The organism is Nocardia sp. NPDC041819 (assembly GCF_055590505.1).
Genome location: NZ_JBVJAP010000001.1, coordinates 839,568 through 858,683, shown reverse-complemented (window position 1 = coordinate 858,683; position 19,116 = coordinate 839,568). Strand labels below are relative to the sequence as shown.

Sequence of the window (19,116 nt, the reverse complement as noted above, 5' to 3'; positions counted from 1 at the left end):
CGACCACCAGCAACGTCGCCCAGTACTCCGCGGCCGCGGGGCCGATCAGCGGCAACAGGAAATCGAACAGCAGGTACGACATGAACGAACTACCTCCACAACCGAGCTGGAACAGCCCCGCCGACGGCAGGACCACGACACCGAACTGACATGCGTCCCTGACAGCAGTACCCTCCGGCGCGCCGAATCATCGCGACGCTATCACGATCGTGAAACACATCACATGCGTTCTGGCCGGTCAGCGGATGGAGCGGACCTCCGGGTCGGCGGTGCCCGATGCCGCCTCGGCGGCTCCGCCGAGTAGTTCGTCCAGGTGGTACGGGTAAACGGTTTCGCCGGAGCGGTCCAGCGCGACGATATCGGCCGCGGTGCACCATTTGTGCCCGGTGATCGAGCGACGTTCGATCAGAGTCCGATTCGCCGCGTGCGGTTCGAATCCACGCGCCCGCAGCGCGAAGAACAGTTCCTCCGACCGGATCAGCTCACCGTCGAAGGGGAACACCGCGACCCGCCGCCAGATCGGGCCGCGCAGGTCGGCCGGATCCGCGCGGTAGCCGGTCTCCTCGTACAGTTCCCGCACGGCCGCAGCGCGCAGGCTCTCCCCCGGCTCCACACCGCCGCCGACGGTGAACCAGAACGACACCTCCGGCGTCTTCGGGTCGTTGCCGCGCATCAGCAACGTGCGGTCGTTCTCGTCGAACAGTACGACCCGCGCCGTGGTGCGGATGGTGTCGACCGCCAGGCCGGTGGACGCCGCGGGAGTGGCGCGCTCGGTGATCTCGAAGTAGGAAGGCAGCGGGGCGGTACCGCCGAGGTGCAGGATCCGGACCGGACGGCGGGTGCGCAGCGCCAGCGTGTCGCGCACGGCGTCGTTGTGGAAGCGGCGGGCGATCAGCACCCTGGCCTCGGCGTCGGCCAGTTCGGCGACCAGTTGCGGGCGCAGCGTGCCGATGTCCACCGCCGACAACGCGGAGGACAGCCGGTTCTCCACCGTCTCCCGTTCACCGCGCCCGGCGCGCTCGGCCCGATCGGCCAGGGCCGAGAGTTGTCTGGCCTGCTCCGCCATGGCCGGATCGGACACCGGGCCCGCGATCGCCATGGCGACCGACCGGGCCACCACCGCCCGCCGGGCCAGCGCCGCGTCCAGGGCCTGCCAGGACTGGTCGGAGCGCACGTGCAGCCGGTCGAGCCGGTTGGCGGTGGAGTACGCCCACAGACCGATCGCGACGACGATCGCCGCGATCAGCGCGAGGACGAGAACGGTCGTGGCGGAGAACGTGATCATCCGGCGGCTCGCACTCGGGTGTCGCCGACGGTCACCGTCTCGTAGACGCGCAGGATCTGTTCGGCCACCACCGGCCAGTCGTACTCGCCGACCACCTGTGTCGCGGTGCGCACCAGGGCCTCTCTGCGCACCTCGTCGGTGAGCACGGTGTGCAGCGCGGCGGCCAAGGCCGCCGAGTCGCCGATCGGGACCAGCATGCCCGCGGTACCGTCCCGCAGTACCCGGCGGAAGGCGTCCAGCTCACTGGCCACCACCGCGGTGCCTGCCGCCATCGCCTCGATGAGGATGATGCCGAAGCTCTCCCCGCCCAGGTTGGGCGCCACGTACACGTCCGCGCTGCGCATCGCCGAAGCCTTCTCCTCGTCGGACACCTGACCGAGGAAGCGCAGGTGGCCCGCCAGCTTGCCCGCTTCGCGGCGCAACCGGTCCTCGTCGCCCCGGCCGACGATCAGGATCTCGACGTCGGGATGCCTGCGCACCAGATCGGGCAGCGCGCCGAGCAGTACCTCCATGCCCTTGCGTGGCTCGTCGTAGCGTCCCAGGAACAGCACCGTGCCGCCGGAGCGCGGATAGCCGGGCAGCATCGGCGCGCGGGCGAACGCCGGGACGTCGACCCCGTTGGGAATCTCCACCGCGTCCGAGCCCAGCGCCTCGACCTGCCAGCGGCGCGCCAGTTCGGAGACCGCGATACGGCCGGAGATCTTCTCGTGATACGGCCGCAGCACGCCCTGGAAAGTGCTCAGCACCAAGGACTTCGTCGTCGAGGTGTGGAAGGTCGCGACGATCGGGCCCTCGGCGATCTTCAACGCGAGCATGGACAGGCTCGGCGCGTTCGGTTCGTGGATGTGCAGGACGTCGAAGTCGTTGCCGTCGATCCACCGGCGAATCCTGGTGTAGGCCATGGGCCCGAACGACAGCCTGGCCACCGACCCGTTGTACGGGATGGCCACCGCCCGGCCCGCCGACACCACGAACTCCGGCAGCGGGGTGTCCTCCGACGCGGGCGCGAGCACGCTCACCTTGTGCCCCCGCTCGATGAACACCCGCGCCAGCTCGACCACATGTGCCTGCACCCCACCGGGGACGTCGAACGAATAGGGGCAGACCATGCCGATCTTCATGGCGATACGTCTCCCTGCTCGGCCCCGAGGCTCGCCTGTGCGGTGTCGATCATCGCGCGCCGCCGGGGCGAGAGGTCGCTCTCCCACAATGGTTGCAGCATGTGCCAGTCCGCGGGATGCTCGGCGATATTCGCCGCGAAGCGATCCGCCAGCGCCTGCGTGGCCGCGGCTACGCCACCGGAAACGTCTACCGGCGCCTCGACCTTCAGGCCCCAGTTCTCGCGGCCGTCGGCCTCGACCTCGAACCACGCGTGCACCGGCAGCAGCGCCGCGCCGGTCTCGATGGCCAGTTTCGCCGAGCCCGCCGGCATCCAGGTGCGCTCACCGAAGAACTGGACCGGAACGCCTTTGCCGGTGAGGTCGCGTTCGCCCATCAGGCACACGATCCTGTTCTGCCGCAGGCGGGCCGCCAACTGGGCGAACGGCGGTTGCGCGCCACCGGTCAGCGGGAACACTTCGAAGCCCAGGCTCTCCCGGTAGGCCACGAACCGCTCGAACAGCGATTCCGGCTTCAACCGCTCGGTCACGGTGGATAAGCCGCCGTAGTGCTGCACCAGCCAGACGCCCGCCATGTCCCAATTGCCGGAATGTGGCAGCACGAAAATCACGCCTCGGCCCCGCTCGAGTGCGGCGTCCAGGTATTGCAGCCCCGCGACGAAGTAGTCGATCGCGGCATGATCCATCCCGGGCAGTCGGAATGCTTCCCGCCAATACCGCGCGTACGACCGCATGCTGGCGCTGATCAGCTCGTCCGGCACGTCGGCGGGCAGTACGCCGAGCACGCGCGCCAGGTTGCGCCGCAACTGGTTCGGCGCGCCGCCGGCGTGGAACTCCCGATTGGCGCGACGGGCGACCCGGTCCCCGCCCCACTCGAACAGGCGCCGCGCCGTCGACTCCGGCAACGCACGCACCAGCCGCCAGCCCGCCACATATCCGGCGGCGCCGAGTTGCTCCGCTATCGTCATCCGCGCTCCCCCACCACAGGTTCGTAGTCCATCGTCGCGAATGCCCGGACGCCGTCGCCGATCGGCCGGCGTCCCGCACGGCGGGAGATCACGACGGAAGTCCCGGGGTGTCGGCGGTTCCCGCGCTCGGGCTCTGCGGCCGCCCGGCCGGAATCACGGTGCGCGCCCCCGGCGAGTTGCGCACGGCCAGCACCCGCTGAACGACGGTGACGATGCTGAGCACGGCGAGGATCCACATGGCCGCGTGCACGGCGTAGGTGAGCCACTCGATCCCCCAGTAGCCGGCGATGCCGGTGAATCCGGCGCCCACCAGCACGATGATCAGCCGGTCCGGCCGCTCGATGATGCCGCCGTCCGCGGACAGCCCGCTGGCCTCCGCGCGCGCCTTGGCATAGGAGATCACCTGCGAGGTCACCAGGACGACGAGCGTCGCGGCGAACAGCGGCTTGTGCTGTTCGTGGAAGACCGCCCACCAGGCCAGCCCGGCGAAGATGGCGCCGTCGGCCAGCCGGTCACAGGTGGCGTCCAGCACCGCGCCGTATTTCGTGCCGCCGCCGCGCGCCCTGGCCATCGCCCCGTCGAGCATGTCGAACATGACGAACAACCAGATCACCATGGTTCCCCAGAACAGGTGTCCGGTGGGGAACAGCGTGACCGCGGCGACGATGGAGGCGGTGGTGCCGATCAGCGTCACGGCGTCGGGCGTGAGTCCCGTGCCGACCAGCGCCCGGCCCAGCGGAGCCGTCGCCTTGGCGAACGTCTCGCGGCCGAAGAAGCTCAGCACGGCCGATCCACCCGGTCGCTCATCTCTAGGCCTCCTTCCAGGCCGCCGACAGCAGCGCCCTGGTCTCCCGCAGCAGTTGCGGCATCACCTTCGCCCCGCCGATGACGGTGATGAAGTTCGCGTCGCCGCCCCAGCGCGGCACGATGTGCTGGTGCAGGTGGTCGGCCAGCGACCCACCGGCCACCCCGCCCAGATTGAGTCCGACGTTGAACCCGTGCGGCCGGGACACCTTCTTCATCACCCGGATCGCCTGCTGGGTGAAGGCCATCAGTTCGGCGCTCTCCGCCTCGGTGAGGTCCTCCAGGTTGGCCACCTTGCGGTACGGCACGACCATCATGTGCCCCGGGTTGTACGGGTACAGGTTGAGCACGGCGTACACCAGTTCACCTCGCGCGACGACCAGTCCGTCCTCATCGGACATCTTCGGGATGTCGGTGAAGGGATGGCCGGTCGAATCCTTCGGCCCGGTGGCCGCCTCCGCGATGTAGGACATGCGATACGGCGTCCACAGCCGCAGCAGCCGATCCGGTTCGCCCGCGCCGCTGTCCACGATGCTGCCCGGCTCGTCCGGGGTCGCGGTTGCGTCCAGATCCGCGAGCCCGTCCGGCGCCGTCCGCTCGGTCATGCCGTGCCCTTGATCTCGAAACCGTCGGCCGTCGGCGACGCGTTCTCCCGGTTGGCGATCCACGCGACGATGGTGGCCACCGCGTCGTCGACCGGTACGCCGTTGACCTGGGTGCCGTCGCGGAAGCGGAAGCTCACGGCGTTCGCGGTCACGTCGCGCTCACCGGCCAGCAGCATGAAGGGCACCTTCTGCGCGGTGTTGTTGAAGATCTTCTTCTGCATCCGGTCGTCGCTGCGATCCACCTGTGCCCGGATGCCCTCGTCCTGCAACCGTTCGATCACCCGATCCAGATGCGAGGCAAAGGTTTCGGCGACCGGGATGCCGACGACCTGCACCGGCGAGAGCCAGGCCGGGAACGCGCCCGCGTAGTGCTCGGTGAGCACACCGAAGAAGCGCTCGATCGAGCCGAACAACGCGCGGTGGATCATGACCGGCCGCTGCTTGGTGCCGTCGGAGGCGGTGTATTCCAGGTCGAAGCGCTCGGGCAGGTTGAAGTCCAGCTGGATGGTCGACATCTGCCAGGTGCGGCCCAGCGCGTCCTTGGCCTGCACCGAGATCTTGGGGCCGTAGAAGGCGGCGCCGCCCGGATCGGGCACCAACTCCAGGCCGGAGGCGGAGGCGACCTTGGACAAGGTCTCGGTGGCCTCCTCCCAGATCTCGTCGGAACCGACGAACTTCTTCGGGTCCTTGGTGGACAGCTCGAGGTAGAAGTCGTCGAGGCCGTAGTCCTTCAGCAGATCCAGCACGAACCGCAGCGTGTCGGTCAGTTCGCTGTGCATCTGCTCTTTGGTGCAGTAGATGTGCGCGTCGTCCTGCGTCATGCCGCGCACCCGGGTCAGGCCGTGCACCACGCCGGACTTCTCGTAGCGGTAGACCGAGCCGAACTCGAACAGCCGCAGCGGCAGCTCCCGGTACGACCGGCCGCGCGCGCGGAAGATCAGGTTGTGCATCGGGCAGTTCATCGGCTTGACGTAATAGTCCTGGCCGGGCTTGCGGACGGTGCCGTCCTCGTTGAGTTCGGCGTCCAAATGCATGGCCGGGAACATGCCGTCGCGGTACCAGTCCAGGTGGCCGGAGACCTCGAACAGGTGGCCCTTGGTGATGTGCGGGGTGTTGACGAACTCGTAGCCCGCCGCCACGTGCCTGCGGCGCGAGTACTCCTCCAGCTCCTTGCGGATGATCCCGCCCTTGGGGTGGAACACCGGAAGGCCGGAGCCGAGTTCGTCGGGGAAGCTGAACAGGTCCAGCTCCAGGCCGAGCTTGCGGTGGTCGCGGCGCTCGGCCTCGGCGAGCAGGTGCAGGTGCTCGTCGAGCGCCTCCTGCGATTCCCACGCGGTGCCGTAGATGCGCTGCAGGTCCTCGCGGCTCTGGTCGCCGCGCCAGTAGGCGGCCGAACTGCGGGTCAGCTTGAAGGCCGGGATGAACTTCGTGGTCGGAATGTGCGGACCGCGGCACAGGTCGCCCCAGATCCGCTCGCCGGTGCGCGGATCCAGGTTGTCGTAGATGGTCAGCTCTTTGCCGCCGACCTCCATGACCTCCGGATCGTCGATGCCGGACTTGTCGCTGATCAATTCCAGTTTGAACGGCTCGCCGGCCAGTTCGACCCTGGCGTCCTCGATCTCGACCACCCGGCGGGAGAACCGCTGCGCGCCTTTGACGATCTTCTTCATCCGGGATTCCAGCTTGGCCAGATCCTCCGGGGTGAACGGCCGTTCGACGCGGAAGTCGTAGTAGAACCCGTCCTTGATGTAGGGACCGATGCCCAGCTTGGCCTCGGGGAACTCCTGCTGCACGGCCTGGGCGAGCACATGCGCGGCGGAGTGCCGGATGACGTTGCGGCCCTCGGCGGTGTTCGCCGCGACCGGCTCCACGTCCACGTCGTCGGCCGGGGTCCAGGAGAGGTCCTTGAGCTCGCCGTCCACCCGGACGACCACGACGGTCTCCGGCCCCTTGGTCGGCAGGCCCGCCTCGCGCACCGCGGCGCCCGCCGTCGTCCCGCCCGGCACCCGGACGAGGGTGACTGGGCTGATGGGGGCTGAGGTGGTCACGGCTGCGCTCTCCTTGGCGTTCTCGTGTGCGGGCGGAGGCCCGCTGGATGGTGGCCGATCGCGAGTTCGTCCGGCGCGACCATGCTACTGTCCCGCCGCTGTCCTGCCGCTTCGGGCCTTTGGCCGTACCGGCCGGGTGGCGCCGGAAACCACTTGCGCCTCGCGCAGGTTGCTCTGCTCAGTTTTCGGCGGCCAGGTCCGCGAGCAGTGCGGTCCGTTCGGCCGCGGGCCGCTTCGGGCAGCTGGTGCACATCTGGCAACCCGGCACCTCGAACACCAAGCAGCAGGAAATGCGCCGGACGAAGGTGCGTCCGCCGATCTCCACGAACCGCGGCACCGGGAGTTTGCCCGCGATGTCGGCCGCCAGCCGCGCCCCCGCTTCCGGCGAACCGGCGTCCAGCGCGCGGTTGCCGATCGCGTCGGCGGCGATCGCCCACAGCGCGGGGACTCCCGCGCCAGAGACCTCGGCGACCGGCGGGATCACGACGCCGAGCGTGTCGCGCAGCGCCGTCGTTCCGCCGGCGGAGGGAACATCCTGCGCCCGCACACGCACCCGCTCGACGCCACCGTCCGGGCGCACCTCGCACTCCAGCCGGTCCAGCGCGGGGACGGGGGCGTCCTCGTCGTCCGCGTAGGCCCGCGCGAGTTGCTCCACCAGAGCGGAGGCGACCATGCACCACCACAGCGTGCCCGCGATGCGCGGCGAGGTTGTCCCCCAGGAATGGCCCATCTCCGCGATGCGTGCGGCCAGCCATTCCGGTTGGGTGAGCATGCGCCCCGGAACGGTGGTCACCGTTGCAGGGGGCTGCGCAGCCATTCCCATTCGACTCCGATCCAACTACCCACGAGCCCGAAGGTTCCCAATATCCACAGCGTCGCCACGACCAACGCGGCGGTGCCGATCGCCCCGACGGCCTGCACGGCCCGGCCCTGCTTGCGGTACCAGTCCATCAATTGCCGGTACCGGTCCCGTAACCAGGACAACGCGCTACGCGCCCAAGCGAATTCGGTGGCGAGGATGCCGAGCCCGGCGAACACGATCGCCCAGCCGGGACCGGGATAGGGGATCGCGAGCACGCCGACCGCGAGCACGGCGACACCGACGACCGCGACGACGATCCGGTAGACGAGGTAGAGCTTAGGCCGTCGTTCGAGGCCGGCGCGGAAGGCGCGCCAGCGGGTCGGATCGTCGGAGCTCGTTTCCAGGTCTGCGGTCACGTTCCCAGGGTACGAGCGATCCGGCATGCCCAATTCGTTCTCGACGGCCGGATACAGCGATCCCGCCCGGGCGGCGCGCCCGGGCGGGATCACCCATCCCCGTCGATCACACGAGTTCGGGAGTGTGCTGATGGCCCGCGTCATCGATGTGCGCGATGCCGTTCTCGGTCACCTCGACGACCCGGGCACTGGCGATGTCGAAGAACAGGCCCGACACCGTGACGCCGCGCTCGGCGATCGCCTTGCGCACCGCCGGGTGCCGGTGCAGCAACTCGAGCTGCACCGCGACGTTCACCATGGCCAGCTGATCGACCTCGCCGAAACCGGCCTCCTGCGCCGCGGCCGCCACCGGATGGCCCCCGCGGTATCGCTCCAGGCTCGGGCGCGCATGCGCGAGCCAGGCGTCCACACCGGGTACCTCGGCGCCGGTGTGCAGCGCCTTCATCGCGCCACAGGACGAATGCCCGCAGACCACGATCGAGCGGACGTTCAACTGCTCGAGCGCGAACACCAGTGCCGCCTCGACCGAAGCGTCACCCTCGGCGGGCGCGAGGTTGCCCACGTTGCGCACGGTGAACAGGTCGCCCGGTCCGCTGTTGGTGATGATGTTCGGCACGATCCGCGAGTCCGAGCAGGTCAGGAAGAACGAATCCGGGTCCTGCTTGTCGCGCAGCTCGTCCAGGTGCGGCCGGACCACGTGCGCGTGGCTGCGGTGGTAGGCCGCGACGCCGGCCGCGACCGGATTCTCGTGCCGTTCGTCGCGTCGCCAGGGGCCGAGGATGTCGTCCCAGACCGAGCGCGCGAAGCTCCGCGCGGGCGGTTGCGCGCCCGCGTGGACCATCCTGGCTCCGCCGATCTCCACGAAATCGACGCTGCCTCCGCTGTTCACCTGCTGGCGGGCGAACTCCTCGATGGCCTCGAACGCCGCGTGATCGAGGAAGTCGACGGTCATCTCCACCGTGACGTCGGCTCCCGGGGGGATCTTCGCGAACTGTGCCGACAGCTTCGGCAATGCGAGGAAGGTGGCCGAGCCGTCGATGGCGAAGAGCCAGCGCTGCGTACCGGGGACCTGCTCGGCCCTGACCGCCACCCGGACGACCCGCCACAGCAGCAGCCCGAAGGCCAGGCCGAGGCCGATCAGCACGCCCTCCAGCAGGTTCAGGAACACCACACCGAGCACCGTCACGGCGTAGACCAGCAGGTCACCGGTGCGCCGGGCCAGTTTGATGTGGGCCAGCTTGACCAGCTGGGTGCCGATCACGATGAGCAGACCGGCCAGCGCGGCCTTCGGGATCTGCTCCACCACGGACACCAGCGCCACGGAGAACACCAGCAGCCAGACGCCGTGCAGGATCGCGGAGGCGCGGCTGTGCGCTCCCGCCTGCACGTTGGTGGCGCTCCGCACGATCACGCCGGTGACCGGCAGTCCGCCGAGCAGGCCGGACAGCACATTCGCCGAACCCTGGCCGATCAGCTCCCGATCGAAGTCGGTGCGCTTGCGCGAGTGCATCTTGTCCACGGCCACCGCGGACAGCAGGCTCTCCACGCTGGCGATCAGGGCGATGGTGAGGACGGCCAGAGCCAGACCCGACCAATCGCCGCTGGGCAGCGCGGGCAGGCCGATGGCGTCGAACAGCGAGCCGTTGAGCACGATGCGCTCGGCATTCAGCGGCAACACCAGCGACAACGCCGTGCCCACGAGCACCGCGACCAATGGGCCCGGCACCACGCGCACCCTGGCGGGCAGGTATTTCCAGCCGAGCATGATGGCGATCACCACCGCGCCGATCAGCGCGCCGCCGCCGTGCAGGGACAACAGCTGCCCGGGCAGCTCGGTGATGTTGCGCCAAGCCGAACTGTGCGAGGAACCGCCGAGCAGCACATGGATCTGCTGCAGGGCGATCGTGATGCCGATACCGGCGAGCATCGCGTGCACCACCACGGGCGCCACGGCGAGCGCCGCTCTGGCCACCCGGCTGAGCCCGAGCAGGATCTGCAGCACACCGGCTGCGAAGACGATGAAACACGTGGTGCGCCAGCCGAATTGATTGATCGTCTCGGCGACGACCACGGTGAGGCCCGCGGCGGGGCCGCTCACCTGCAGGACCGACCCGCCGAGCGTTCCGGCGACGATACCGCCGATCACGGCGGCGATGAGCCCGGCGGCGACGGGGGCTCCGGAGGCGATCGCGATTCCCAGCGAAAGTGGTAGCGCGACAAGGAAAACCACGATCGAGGCGGGTACATCGTGGCGGAGGATCTCGGTGAAGCGGTCAGACAGTGGTCCGGAACTGCGGCCCGGGTCCGCCGGTGCGGGTACGGACGGTGGCGGGGCTAAATCGTGATCGATAGCCATGACTCTCCTTCGCCGACTCGGCTGATTCGCCGAGGTCGGTTGACGATCAACATGTCCAGCAGGGCACAAGACCGCGAACCGGCATCTCGCGGTGAAGCAGTCCCGACACAGCGATGAGTCGAGATGTAAACACGGACAAGTGTATTGGTAAAGACTTAGCAAAGCCTGAGAAGTTCGCCGATTGTGTGTAGTTCCCCACTGTCCTCTCGTCGTTATCACCGTGACGCACCGCACATCGCCTGGTCAGACCGGCTCCGCAGCGATCCGCCTCTCCTGGTCGCCGAACTCCGCGATGCCGTCGACCATGACCTCGATCACGCGGGCCGTGGCGAGATCGAAGAACAACCCCGACACCGCTACGCCCCGCTCCTCGATCCCCCGGCGCACGACCGGGTGCGCGTGCAGCGTCTCCAGCTGCACCGCGACGTTCACCATGCCCAGCTGATCCACCTCGCCGAACCCCGCGACGGCCGCGGCGGCGGCTACCGGATGCCCCAGCCGGTAGCGCTCCAGGCTCGGGCGCGCATGCGCGAGCCAGTCGCCGAGACCGGTCCCGGCACGTACCTCGCGGTGCAGCGCCTCCATCGCACCGCAGCCGGAATGACCGCATACCACGACCGCGCGCACGTCCAGCCGCTCCAACGCGTAGATCAGGGCCGCCTCCACCGAGACGTCCCCACCGCGCACCGGCACCAGGTTGCCCACGTTGCGCACGGTGAACAGGTCGCCCGGTCCGCTGTTCGTGATGACGTTCGGCACGATCCGCGCGTCCGCGCAGGTCAGGAAGAACGAGTCGGCGTCGTGCCGATGGCGCAGCTTGTCCAGATGCGGGCGCAGCACGTGGGCGTGGCCGCGGTGATAGGCGGCGATGCCCGCCGCGATGCGGTCCTCCCCGTTGCCCGAGCGCCGCCACGGCCCGATCACCTGGTCGATGACCTGGCGCACGTGCCTGCGCTCGGGAGGTCCGGCCAAGGCGGTGGCCATCCGCGCGCTGCCCAGTTCGGCGAATTCCACCGTCGCGGCACCGGATTCACGCTCACGAGCCCATTCGGTGAGGAACTCGTGCGTGGCATGGTCCAGGAAATCGACGGTCATCTCGACGGTCACGTCCGCGCCCGCCGGAACCTTCGCCAGTTCCGCGGTCAGCTTCGGCAAGGCCAAGAAGGTGCACGTGCCATCGATGCTGACCACCCACCGTCGCGAGCCGGGGACGGGGGCCGCCACGATCGTCACGCGCACCACCCGCCACAGCAGCAGCGCGAACGCGAGCACCAGACCGATCACCATGCCCTGCAACAGATTCAGGAAAACCACGCCCAGCACCGTCGCCAGGTACACGTACATCTCGCCCGCTCGCTTGGCCAGCCGGATATGCGCGAGTTTGATCAGTTGCGCGCCCACGAAGATGAGCAGTCCGGCCAGCGCGGCGGTCGGGATCTGCCGTACGAGCCCGGCCAGCGCCACCGCGAACAGCAGGATCCAGACTCCGTGCAGCACGGTCGACGCCCGGCTGCGGGCGCCCGCGTTCGCGTTGGTGATGCTGCGCACGATGACGGCCGCGATCGGCAGGCCGCCGAGCAGGCCGGACACGACGTTCGCCGACCCCTGCCCGATCAGCTCCCGGTCGAAGTCGGTGCGGTGGCCCGGCCGCATCTTGTCCACCGCGACGGCCGACAGCAGGCTCTCGACGCTGGCGATGAGCGCGATCGTCACCATCGTCGTGATGACGGCGGTCGTGCCGCCGGAGGGGACGGCGGGCAGGCCCAGGGAGTCCAGCAACGAGCCGTTCAGCACGACCCGCTCGACGTGCGTGGGCAGGACGAGCGCCAGCAGCGTGGCGGTGACCACGGCGACGAGCGGTCCGGGGATCAGGCGCACCCGCGGCGGCACGAATCGCCAGGCGATCAGGATGACGATCACGACGAGCCCGACGCACAGGTCGCCCGTACGCACCGACGTCAACTGTTGCGGTAGGGCGGCCAGCGCGGCGAACGACGAACTCAGCGAGTTCCCGCCGAGCAGTACGTGCACCTGTTGCAGCGCGATCACCACACCGATGCCCGCCAGCATGCCGTGCACGACCACCGGGGCGATGGCCAGCGCGGCGCGCGCGACCCGGCTCAGCCCGAAGAGTATCTGCAGCACGCCCGCGCCGACGGTGATGAAGCACGTTGCGGCCCAGCCGAAATGGTGCACGCTCTCGGCGACGACCACGGTGAGGCTCGCGGTGGGCCCGCTGACCTGGATCGAGGAACCGCCGAGGAGCCCCGCCACCACTCCGCCGACCACGGCCGCGATCAGGCCCGCGGCGACCGGAGCGCCTGCGGCCACCGCCACGCCGAGCGAAAGAGGAAGGGCGACAAGGAAAACCACGATCGAAGCGGGTAGATCGTTCCGGGCGATCCGGGTCAGCCGATCGGCCATGTGCGCGTGCGGCGACGTCCGGGGTGCGGAATCGGTGTCGGTGGACATATTTTCTCCTTCGCCGGGTGGTGGTCCCGGTTCATCGGTCAAACATGTTCTTGGCATCGAAGGCGAGCGGCGGGCGAAGCTCGGGCCGTCCCCGTCGGTGGAGCACGACCCCTGACACGGCGGTCGCGACAATAGTAAAGACTTCCCAAAGCCTGTGAAAAGGTTTCCGGTCGCGATGACGGCAACCGCTACCATAATGTGACTCAGGTCACAGCGCAACAGAGGCTGGTTCCGAGGCCGAGCGCCCGAGGGGACATGCCCGCGCGCCGACCCAGTGGGCACACCTGGCGCGGAAAAGAAAGAAGACCGGGCAGCGGGTGCACCGGTCTCGCATATCGAAGTGGTCCCAGCTGGGATCGAACCAGCGACCTTCCGCGTGTGAGGCGGACGCTCTCCCGCTGAGCTATGAGACCTGATATTTTTCCGGCGGCTCGGGGTGCCCTCCGGACGAGACGAAACATTAGCACGCGCCACCGGCGGTTCACCAAATCGCCATCCGGACAGGGACGGCTCGGCGGAACCTCCACTCCCTGGTAGCCCTCCCTGCCCAGCCGAACGCTTCGCCTCTATGCGGTCGCGACCGGTCGCCGGCTCGACGTCCGCACCGCCGGAAGCGACGACCGGAGCCTCCCCTCCCTCATCCACCACACCCGCCACCGGCGTCACACCATTCAACTTCTGGATTTCCGCCGTTCTACCAGCGGATTTGTACCTTTCACCGAGCGTCCGCTAATGTTCTGTCTCGCACCACGGAGGCCGGAAACGAGCCCCGGGGAGGCAGAATGCGGATGTAGCGCAGCTGGTAGCGCATCACCTTGCCAAGGTGAGGGTCGCGGGTTCGAATCCCGTCATCCGCTCGAGAGGTAGGGCCAGGCAACATAACGCCGTCCCCCTTTGCGCGGTGGAGTGGCCGAGTGGTGAGGCAACGGCCTGCAAAGCCGTGCACACGGGTTCGATTCCCGTCTCCACCTCGCGCGATTAGCTCAGCGGGAGAGCGCTTCCCTGACACGGAAGAGGTCACTGGTTCAATCCCAGTATCGCGCACCACCGTCTCACCAGATCAGACCCGGTTTCCACCGGGTCTGTTCTCGTTTGTGCCCGCCGAACGCGCCTTGGGGTCGCAGTCATACCCATGTTGGTGCTGATCGTGGTGGTGAGCATATCTTTGCGACTGCTCGCGGCTGGGGTCCGGTGTCGGTGGGTGGGGATACGCTGTGGCGCACAGTGCCGGAGCCTAGTCAGGGGGTTGTCGCGTGACGATCAGTGCGGAGGTCGCGCAAGGAGCGGCGCCGGACGACGACGATCCCGAATCGCTCGATCTGCGAGATGACATCTCGTTCGAACTCGAAGAGGTCAACGAGGTGCTCGGCGAGTTGATCGCTTTGCGCGCCGACCACAGGGCCAAGGACGGTGACCTGCTGACGGCTCGGCTCGGGGTGGGTGGGGAGAAACCGGAGACGCTGGCCCGGATCGGCGCCCGCTACGACCTTTCCCGCGATCGGGTGCGGCAACTGCACACCAAAGCGGTCGGGCAGATGATCCGGATGGCGCAACTGTCCGGCCATCAGGCCGCCGCGGTCCTGTCCGCGCGCTATCCGCTCGACGCCAGGGACCGGCAGCTGGTGCGCGCGCTCCTGGTGGAGACGTACGCGACCGACACCGACATCGCCGCGACCGAGCTGTCGTACCTGAAGCTGCGGCTGGCCGGGCACGCGGCCGAGGACGCCAAGCGGATCGCCGGGTTCGTCACTCAGCGCATCGCCGCCTGGCAGAAGAAGACCAATCGGCGCCTGGCGAAGCTGCACGATGCCCAACCGCGGGCGACGAGCCAACTGAATCCTTGGTTGAGCCAAGTCGATTGGCCTCGCGCAGGCGCCGCGGCCGCGGTCCCCACCGTCTCCGCGCGCACCGTGGACAGCGACGACGACGGCCGCGGGCGCTTCTACCTGGACAAGGTCGGTCGCGACGTGCCGTTCGACTCCGGTTTGGAGGCCAGGCTGCTCTGGATCCTCAATGCCAGCGATCTGGTCGAGACTTTTCAGGAGCAACCCGCGGCGGTCGTCTACGACCTCGACGGCGCGGAACGGGTGCACTATCCCAGCATCGTCGCCCGGCTCACCGACGGCCGCACGGTCTTGATCGACGTCGCCGCGCTCGGGCACGTCGGCTTCCACGTCAACCGGGTGAAGGCCGCCGCCGGTCGAGCACACGCGCACGCCAACGGCTGGGGCTGGCTGGTCTGGACCGGCAGCCGTATCGGCGTTCCCGATCTGCGCGCACGCCCCGTCGACGCCACCAGCGAGCGGATGCTGCGCGACCTCGTCGAGCGCGGCACCGTGCACTGGGCCGCGCTCCGCGAGGTGCGTGCGAGGAGCGGCCTGGAACTGCTGGACTTCCTCGCGCTGGTGCTGCGCCACGAATGGCGGTGGGAGCGGGCGCCCTTCCGGCTCAGCGCACCACCATCGCCGCCGCCAGGAACGTGACGATCAGCAGCATCGCGCAGATCGTGATCAGCTGCCAGCGGCCGATGGTCACCTCGAGATTGGCGATCGTGTTGCGCAACGCCTTGTCGAGTCGATCGTGATCGGCGATCGTGCGCTGGGCGGTGGCGAGGGCGTCGGCCTGTTTCTGGGCGGCCAGCTCCGCGCGTTCCAGTCGCGTCGTCAGCTTCAGCAGGTGTTTCTGCCTGTCGCGCAATGATTTGCGAGTCACCGCCAGCGCCGTGCGCTGGTTGACCAGTTCCTGGCGCTGCCGGGCGATGACCATGGCCTGCGTCTTCGTGTGGTATTCCCAGTCGGTCACGGTGGCCCAGCCTCCTGTCCTCTCGTCCCGATAACCCCAGACGTACTCGCCGCGTACCCAGCCCGCGATGAACTCGCGCAGTTCGACCGGCTCCCGCCGCGGCGCCGCCATGGCGTGCTCGGTGTCCAGGACACCGGTGACCGCGCGGTAATCACAGGCGGCGGGCGCGAAGTCGGCGATGCCGAGGGCGTGCAGATACGGTACCCAGTAGCCGGGCGGGCACAGCCACAGCACATCCGTGCAGCCGGCGGCGCGCAGCCGCTCGGTGTGCTCCTGGGCGAGGCCCCGCTCCAGCGGGCCGCTGCGCACCTCGATCGCGTACACCCGGTCGCCCTTGCGCCAGTACACGTCCACCGGCAATGTGCCGATGCGCCGATCCACCTCGGCTTCGTCGGCCCCGTAGGCGAGCAGCCTGCCGCACAACCAGTACTTGAGCCGCCGCATATCCCACTGGGCGGCGGCGCATTCCGGGCACCCGCAAGCGTAACCTGCCTTCGACCCACGCGTACGGCCGGAAGCCTCTCCGATACCCAACTCGGCGAGCATCGCCCGGCGCCCGCAGGCGATCTCCGCCCGCTGCTTCGTTCTCACGCGACCACTCCCCTGCACAAACCACCGCAGGCCCGGCGACCTACGCCATAGATCAAGAGTGCGTCAGACTCGGCTACCTCGCCAGCCCCGTTCACCCCGCGCTCGGGTGTGCCGCGCAGGTGACCGATCAGCGGAATTGGCGTTGCTTCTGTGGCACAAGGATTTTCATCATGCCACGGGCCCGCACCCGGGCAGTCCGGTATCGGCGAATTGACAGTTGCCGCCATCCCATGACGCGCCGGCCGCCCGGCATCCGGGCGAACTCGCGGCCCGCGTAACGCAGCTCACCGCGGAGGGCCGGAGCGCGGAGTCGCGGAGGGCGCGGATCAGGCGGATAATGACCGATCAGATGCGTCGGCCGGTTTCCGGACAAACCGGGTCGCCGCGTAATCCGCCTGCAGGGGGGTAATTCCGGGGGCCTAGGCTGCTTCGATCAGGTCATGGATCGGTGCGCCGCCGATACTTCGCGAGCCGCGGATGTCCAACTGGGCGGATAGAATCGTCCGGCCGAGTGCGAGCTGGGCCGATACGGGGAAGTAGGTACTGGATGGAGCACGGTCAGCAGACCGGCGAGTCGATCGGCGCGATGTTGTCGAGTATCGCGTCGGCTCTCCGAGAGGTCAGCGAGAAGCTGGACGCGGTGGCGGCCCGGATCGATGGCGCGCAGACCGTGGTGAGCGAACCGACCGCCGAGGGGCGGTTGGCCAAACTCGAGGCGTGGGCTTTCCGTGCCGCACAGGATATCTCGGTTCTCGACGCCAGGGTGCAGCTCCTGGAATCCGGCGACGACCCGGCTCCGGAGGATCGGACGGCGGCGCAGCGCCCGGCAGGCTCGCTTCCCCGGGCGGCCGCCGGACGGGCGAACCCACGCAAGGCGGAGCACGGCGGCGCCGAACCCGCGGCGCGAAAGAGCGATGCCGGCGAAGCGCCCGTTTCCCGCAACGGCGCGCGACCGCAGAGCACACCCAGGGAGCCGGTGCACGCGGCGCCCGAGCCGAATTCCGCCGCGCAGACGGGTTTCACACCGCCGCGCGAGCCCACACTCACCGCGCTGGATCCGAACGTCTCCTCCGGCCAGAGCTTCACCGCACCCCGCGAGCCGGCGTCGAACTTCACCGCCCCGCCCTCGCGTGAGCCCGCTTTCACCACGCCGACACCGCGGGAACCCGTGTCGACTTTCACCCCGCCGGCACCGCGCGATCCGAGTACCGGTCAGCGGGAGACGCGCGAGCCCGCCACCTCGACGGCCTCCTACTCCCCCACCGAGAACGCCGCGTACGAGAGCATCGTCGCGTCCACCCCGAGCACGCAGCACAGCGGATCGGAGAACGGGGCGACACCGGGCACCGGACTCACCGGTGCGCACCGCGCCGGTGAGGACGACCGGACAGCGGTCGAGAACACCCACGTGGACAAGCTGCAAGCCATGCTGGACGAGCTCAAGCGCACGGCCGCGGCCCCGCTGGGACGCTCCGACCTGTTCGACTCGACGTCGAACGGCTATCCCTCCGAGCGCACCGAAGCGCAGCGCAGGCCGGCCGACTATCGGCTCTCCAGCCCGCCGCCGGTGTCCTGAGCCACTCTGACGCGCCGCCGCTTCGGCGGACGCGCCGCGCCCGCCGAACGCAGCAGGATCTCCTGGACGAGATCGCGCAGCCAGCGATGCCCTCCGTCGGCGGTGTTGCGCGGATGCCACGCCATCCCGATCGCGGCCTCCGGCAGCGGCAGCGGTATCTCGAACGCGCCCAATCCGATCGCCGGTAACGTGGCGGCGCTCAGCATGGCGGGCGCGGAGCAGACCAGGTCGGTACCGCGCACCGCGAACAGCGCGCTGGTCAATGTCGGCACGGTGGCGACCACTCGCCGGGTGCGGCCGTGCAGGGCGAGACGGTCGTCGATCGGGCCGTGCGACCGGCCGTTGCGCGAAATGCTCAGATGCGGTGCGGCGGCGTACGCGGCGACGGTGACGCGATCGGTGACCAGGGGATGGTCGGCGGCGGCGACCCCGATCACGCGGTCGGTGAGCACTCTGCGCACGGTGGTCTCCGGGTCGGTGTGGTCGATCACTCCGACTTCGAGATCGACACGTCCGTCGCGCAACGCGGCGGTGCCCTCCAGGGTGTCGGACAGAAAGCGCAGTGTGACGCCCGGCGCCTGGGCGCGCACGGCCGACAGCAGGGGCCCCGCCAGTTCGGTGAGCACCATGTCGCCCGCCTGCACGGCGAACGTCCGGCGCAGCGCCGCGGGGTCGAGGTCGTCGCGCGGTGTCAGCAGCGCGCGTCCCTGTTCGACCAGCGTGCTGACCTCGTAGCGCAATTCCAGTGCCCGTGGTGTCGGCACCAGGTTGCGACCCGCGCGTACGAGCAACGGGTCGCCGAGCACGCCGCGCAATCTGGCCAGCGTCCGGCTCATCGCGGGCGGCGAGGTGTGTAGGCGCTGCGCGGCCAGGGTGACGCTATGGGTGTCCAGCAGTGCGTCGAGGGCCACGAGGAGATTCATGTCCAGCGCTTCCACCCTTGGATTATCGCCAACGCAAACAGCGGGCCCCGGTATTGCGCGGGCGACAAGCGGGGGCGAGTCGCACACCGGCGGCAACTCCGGACAGTCGTCGGTCGAATCGTCCACGATCGAACACGCCATAACGCCCTCCCTCGTGTTCATATGCCCGATGACCTCCGGATATGCACTACGCACGTCGGCTATGGGCCGCTTGGGCGACGACGTCGGAAACGGCTGTTCGCACCGAGCCCCGCAACTTGCCGGACGCCCCGGCACGATTTCGTCGGGCGACGCCCGAGTTCGGCAGTCGATGCAATTGTGCGCACACACCCCTCCGCTGACCGGCGACC

The 19,116-nt window shown here is 69.0% G+C and carries 14 protein-coding genes and 4 tRNA genes; 5 read left to right on the top strand and 13 right to left on the bottom strand.

The window, feature by feature from the left end; genetic code table 11:
- Window positions 1–238: 238 nt before the first annotated feature.
- The 11 genes from ACZ6DL_RS04095 to ACZ6DL_RS04045 all read right to left on the bottom strand — a co-directional run bounded on the left by ACZ6DL_RS04095 (window position 239) and on the right by ACZ6DL_RS04045 (window position 13,287).
- The gene (locus tag ACZ6DL_RS04095) at window positions 239–1,282 is read right to left on the bottom strand and encodes an NUDIX hydrolase (RefSeq protein WP_466049560.1); all 1,044 of its coding nucleotides are present in this window, start codon (window positions 1,280–1,282) and stop codon (window positions 239–241) included.
- Window positions 1,282–2,406: a glycosyltransferase family 4 protein gene (locus tag ACZ6DL_RS04090; protein WP_357032549.1), complete on the bottom strand. Its 1,125-nt coding sequence runs from the start codon at window positions 2,404–2,406 to the stop codon at window positions 1,282–1,284. Before ACZ6DL_RS04090 ends, ACZ6DL_RS04095 begins: the two co-directional genes overlap by 1 nt.
- On the bottom strand, window positions 2,403–3,371 hold the full coding sequence (locus ACZ6DL_RS04085) for a phosphatidylinositol mannoside acyltransferase (protein WP_466048855.1): 969 nt from the start codon (window positions 3,369–3,371) through the stop codon (window positions 2,403–2,405). Before ACZ6DL_RS04085 ends, ACZ6DL_RS04090 begins: the two co-directional genes overlap by 4 nt.
- A gap of 88 nt (window positions 3,372–3,459) precedes the next feature.
- Complete coding sequence (gene pgsA, locus ACZ6DL_RS04080) at window positions 3,460–4,155, bottom strand: phosphatidylinositol phosphate synthase (protein ID WP_063050104.1); 696 nt, start codon at window positions 4,153–4,155, stop codon at window positions 3,460–3,462.
- 25 nt (window positions 4,156–4,180) lie between these two features.
- Window positions 4,181–4,780: an ATP adenylyltransferase gene (locus ACZ6DL_RS04075; RefSeq protein WP_466048854.1), complete on the bottom strand. Its 600-nt coding sequence runs from the start codon at window positions 4,778–4,780 to the stop codon at window positions 4,181–4,183.
- Window positions 4,777–6,828 carry a threonine--tRNA ligase gene (gene thrS / locus ACZ6DL_RS04070; protein WP_466048852.1) on the bottom strand — a complete coding sequence of 684 codons (2,052 nt, stop codon included), beginning with the start codon at window positions 6,826–6,828 and terminating at the stop codon, window positions 4,777–4,779. Before thrS ends, ACZ6DL_RS04075 begins: the two co-directional genes overlap by 4 nt.
- A 178-nt stretch (window positions 6,829–7,006) precedes the next feature.
- On the bottom strand, window positions 7,007–7,621 hold the full coding sequence (locus ACZ6DL_RS04065) for a (2Fe-2S)-binding protein (RefSeq protein WP_466048851.1): 615 nt from the start codon (window positions 7,619–7,621) through the stop codon (window positions 7,007–7,009).
- On the bottom strand, window positions 7,618–8,073 hold the full coding sequence (locus ACZ6DL_RS04060) for a TIGR02611 family protein (RefSeq protein WP_466049559.1): 456 nt from the start codon (window positions 8,071–8,073) through the stop codon (window positions 7,618–7,620). The genes ACZ6DL_RS04065 and ACZ6DL_RS04060 overlap by 4 nt, the downstream gene beginning before the upstream one ends.
- Window positions 8,074–8,152: 79 nt before the next feature.
- On the bottom strand, window positions 8,153–10,402 hold the full coding sequence (locus ACZ6DL_RS04055; RefSeq protein ID WP_466048850.1) for a solute carrier family 23 protein: 2,250 nt from the start codon (window positions 10,400–10,402) through the stop codon (window positions 8,153–8,155).
- Between the two features lie 243 nt (window positions 10,403–10,645).
- Window positions 10,646–12,874: a SulP family inorganic anion transporter gene (locus ACZ6DL_RS04050; RefSeq protein WP_466048848.1), complete on the bottom strand. Its 2,229-nt coding sequence runs from the start codon at window positions 12,872–12,874 to the stop codon at window positions 10,646–10,648.
- Window positions 12,875–13,215: 341 nt separating this feature from the next.
- Window positions 13,216–13,287 (bottom strand) — tRNA-Val (locus ACZ6DL_RS04045).
- 371 nt (window positions 13,288–13,658) lie between these two features.
- Here ACZ6DL_RS04045 and ACZ6DL_RS04040 point away from each other — a divergent pair.
- The 4 genes from ACZ6DL_RS04040 (at window position 13,659) to ACZ6DL_RS04025 (ending at window position 15,357) form a co-directional block, all read left to right on the top strand.
- Window positions 13,659–13,731 (top strand) — tRNA-Gly (locus tag ACZ6DL_RS04040).
- A 43-nt stretch (window positions 13,732–13,774) separates the two neighbouring features.
- A tRNA-Cys gene (locus tag ACZ6DL_RS04035) sits at window positions 13,775–13,845 on the top strand.
- Window position 13,846: 1 nt separating this feature from the next.
- Window positions 13,847–13,921 (top strand) — tRNA-Val (locus tag ACZ6DL_RS04030).
- Between the two features lie 206 nt (window positions 13,922–14,127).
- Window positions 14,128–15,357: a sigma factor-like helix-turn-helix DNA-binding protein gene (locus tag ACZ6DL_RS04025; RefSeq protein ID WP_466048847.1), complete on the top strand. Its 1,230-nt coding sequence runs from the start codon at window positions 14,128–14,130 to the stop codon at window positions 15,355–15,357.
- On the opposite strand, the gene ACZ6DL_RS04020 is transcribed toward ACZ6DL_RS04025, so the two are convergent.
- Window positions 15,323–16,267, bottom strand: coding sequence for a hypothetical protein (locus ACZ6DL_RS04020; protein WP_245549002.1), 945 nt, complete (start codon window positions 16,265–16,267; stop codon window positions 15,323–15,325). The genes ACZ6DL_RS04025 and ACZ6DL_RS04020 overlap by 35 nt on opposite strands.
- A 547-nt stretch (window positions 16,268–16,814) precedes the next feature.
- On the opposite strand from ACZ6DL_RS04020, the gene ACZ6DL_RS04015 reads away from it, so the two are divergent.
- Window positions 16,815–17,843, top strand: coding sequence for a hypothetical protein (locus ACZ6DL_RS04015; protein ID WP_466048845.1), 1,029 nt, complete (start codon window positions 16,815–16,817; stop codon window positions 17,841–17,843).
- Here the strand turns inward: ACZ6DL_RS04015 and ACZ6DL_RS04010 are convergent.
- The gene (locus ACZ6DL_RS04010) at window positions 17,810–18,781 is read right to left on the bottom strand and encodes a LysR family transcriptional regulator (RefSeq protein ID WP_393228887.1); all 972 of its coding nucleotides are present in this window, start codon (window positions 18,779–18,781) and stop codon (window positions 17,810–17,812) included. The two genes, ACZ6DL_RS04015 and ACZ6DL_RS04010, sit on opposite strands and share 34 nt — an antisense overlap.
- Window positions 18,782–19,116 lie beyond the last annotated feature (335 nt).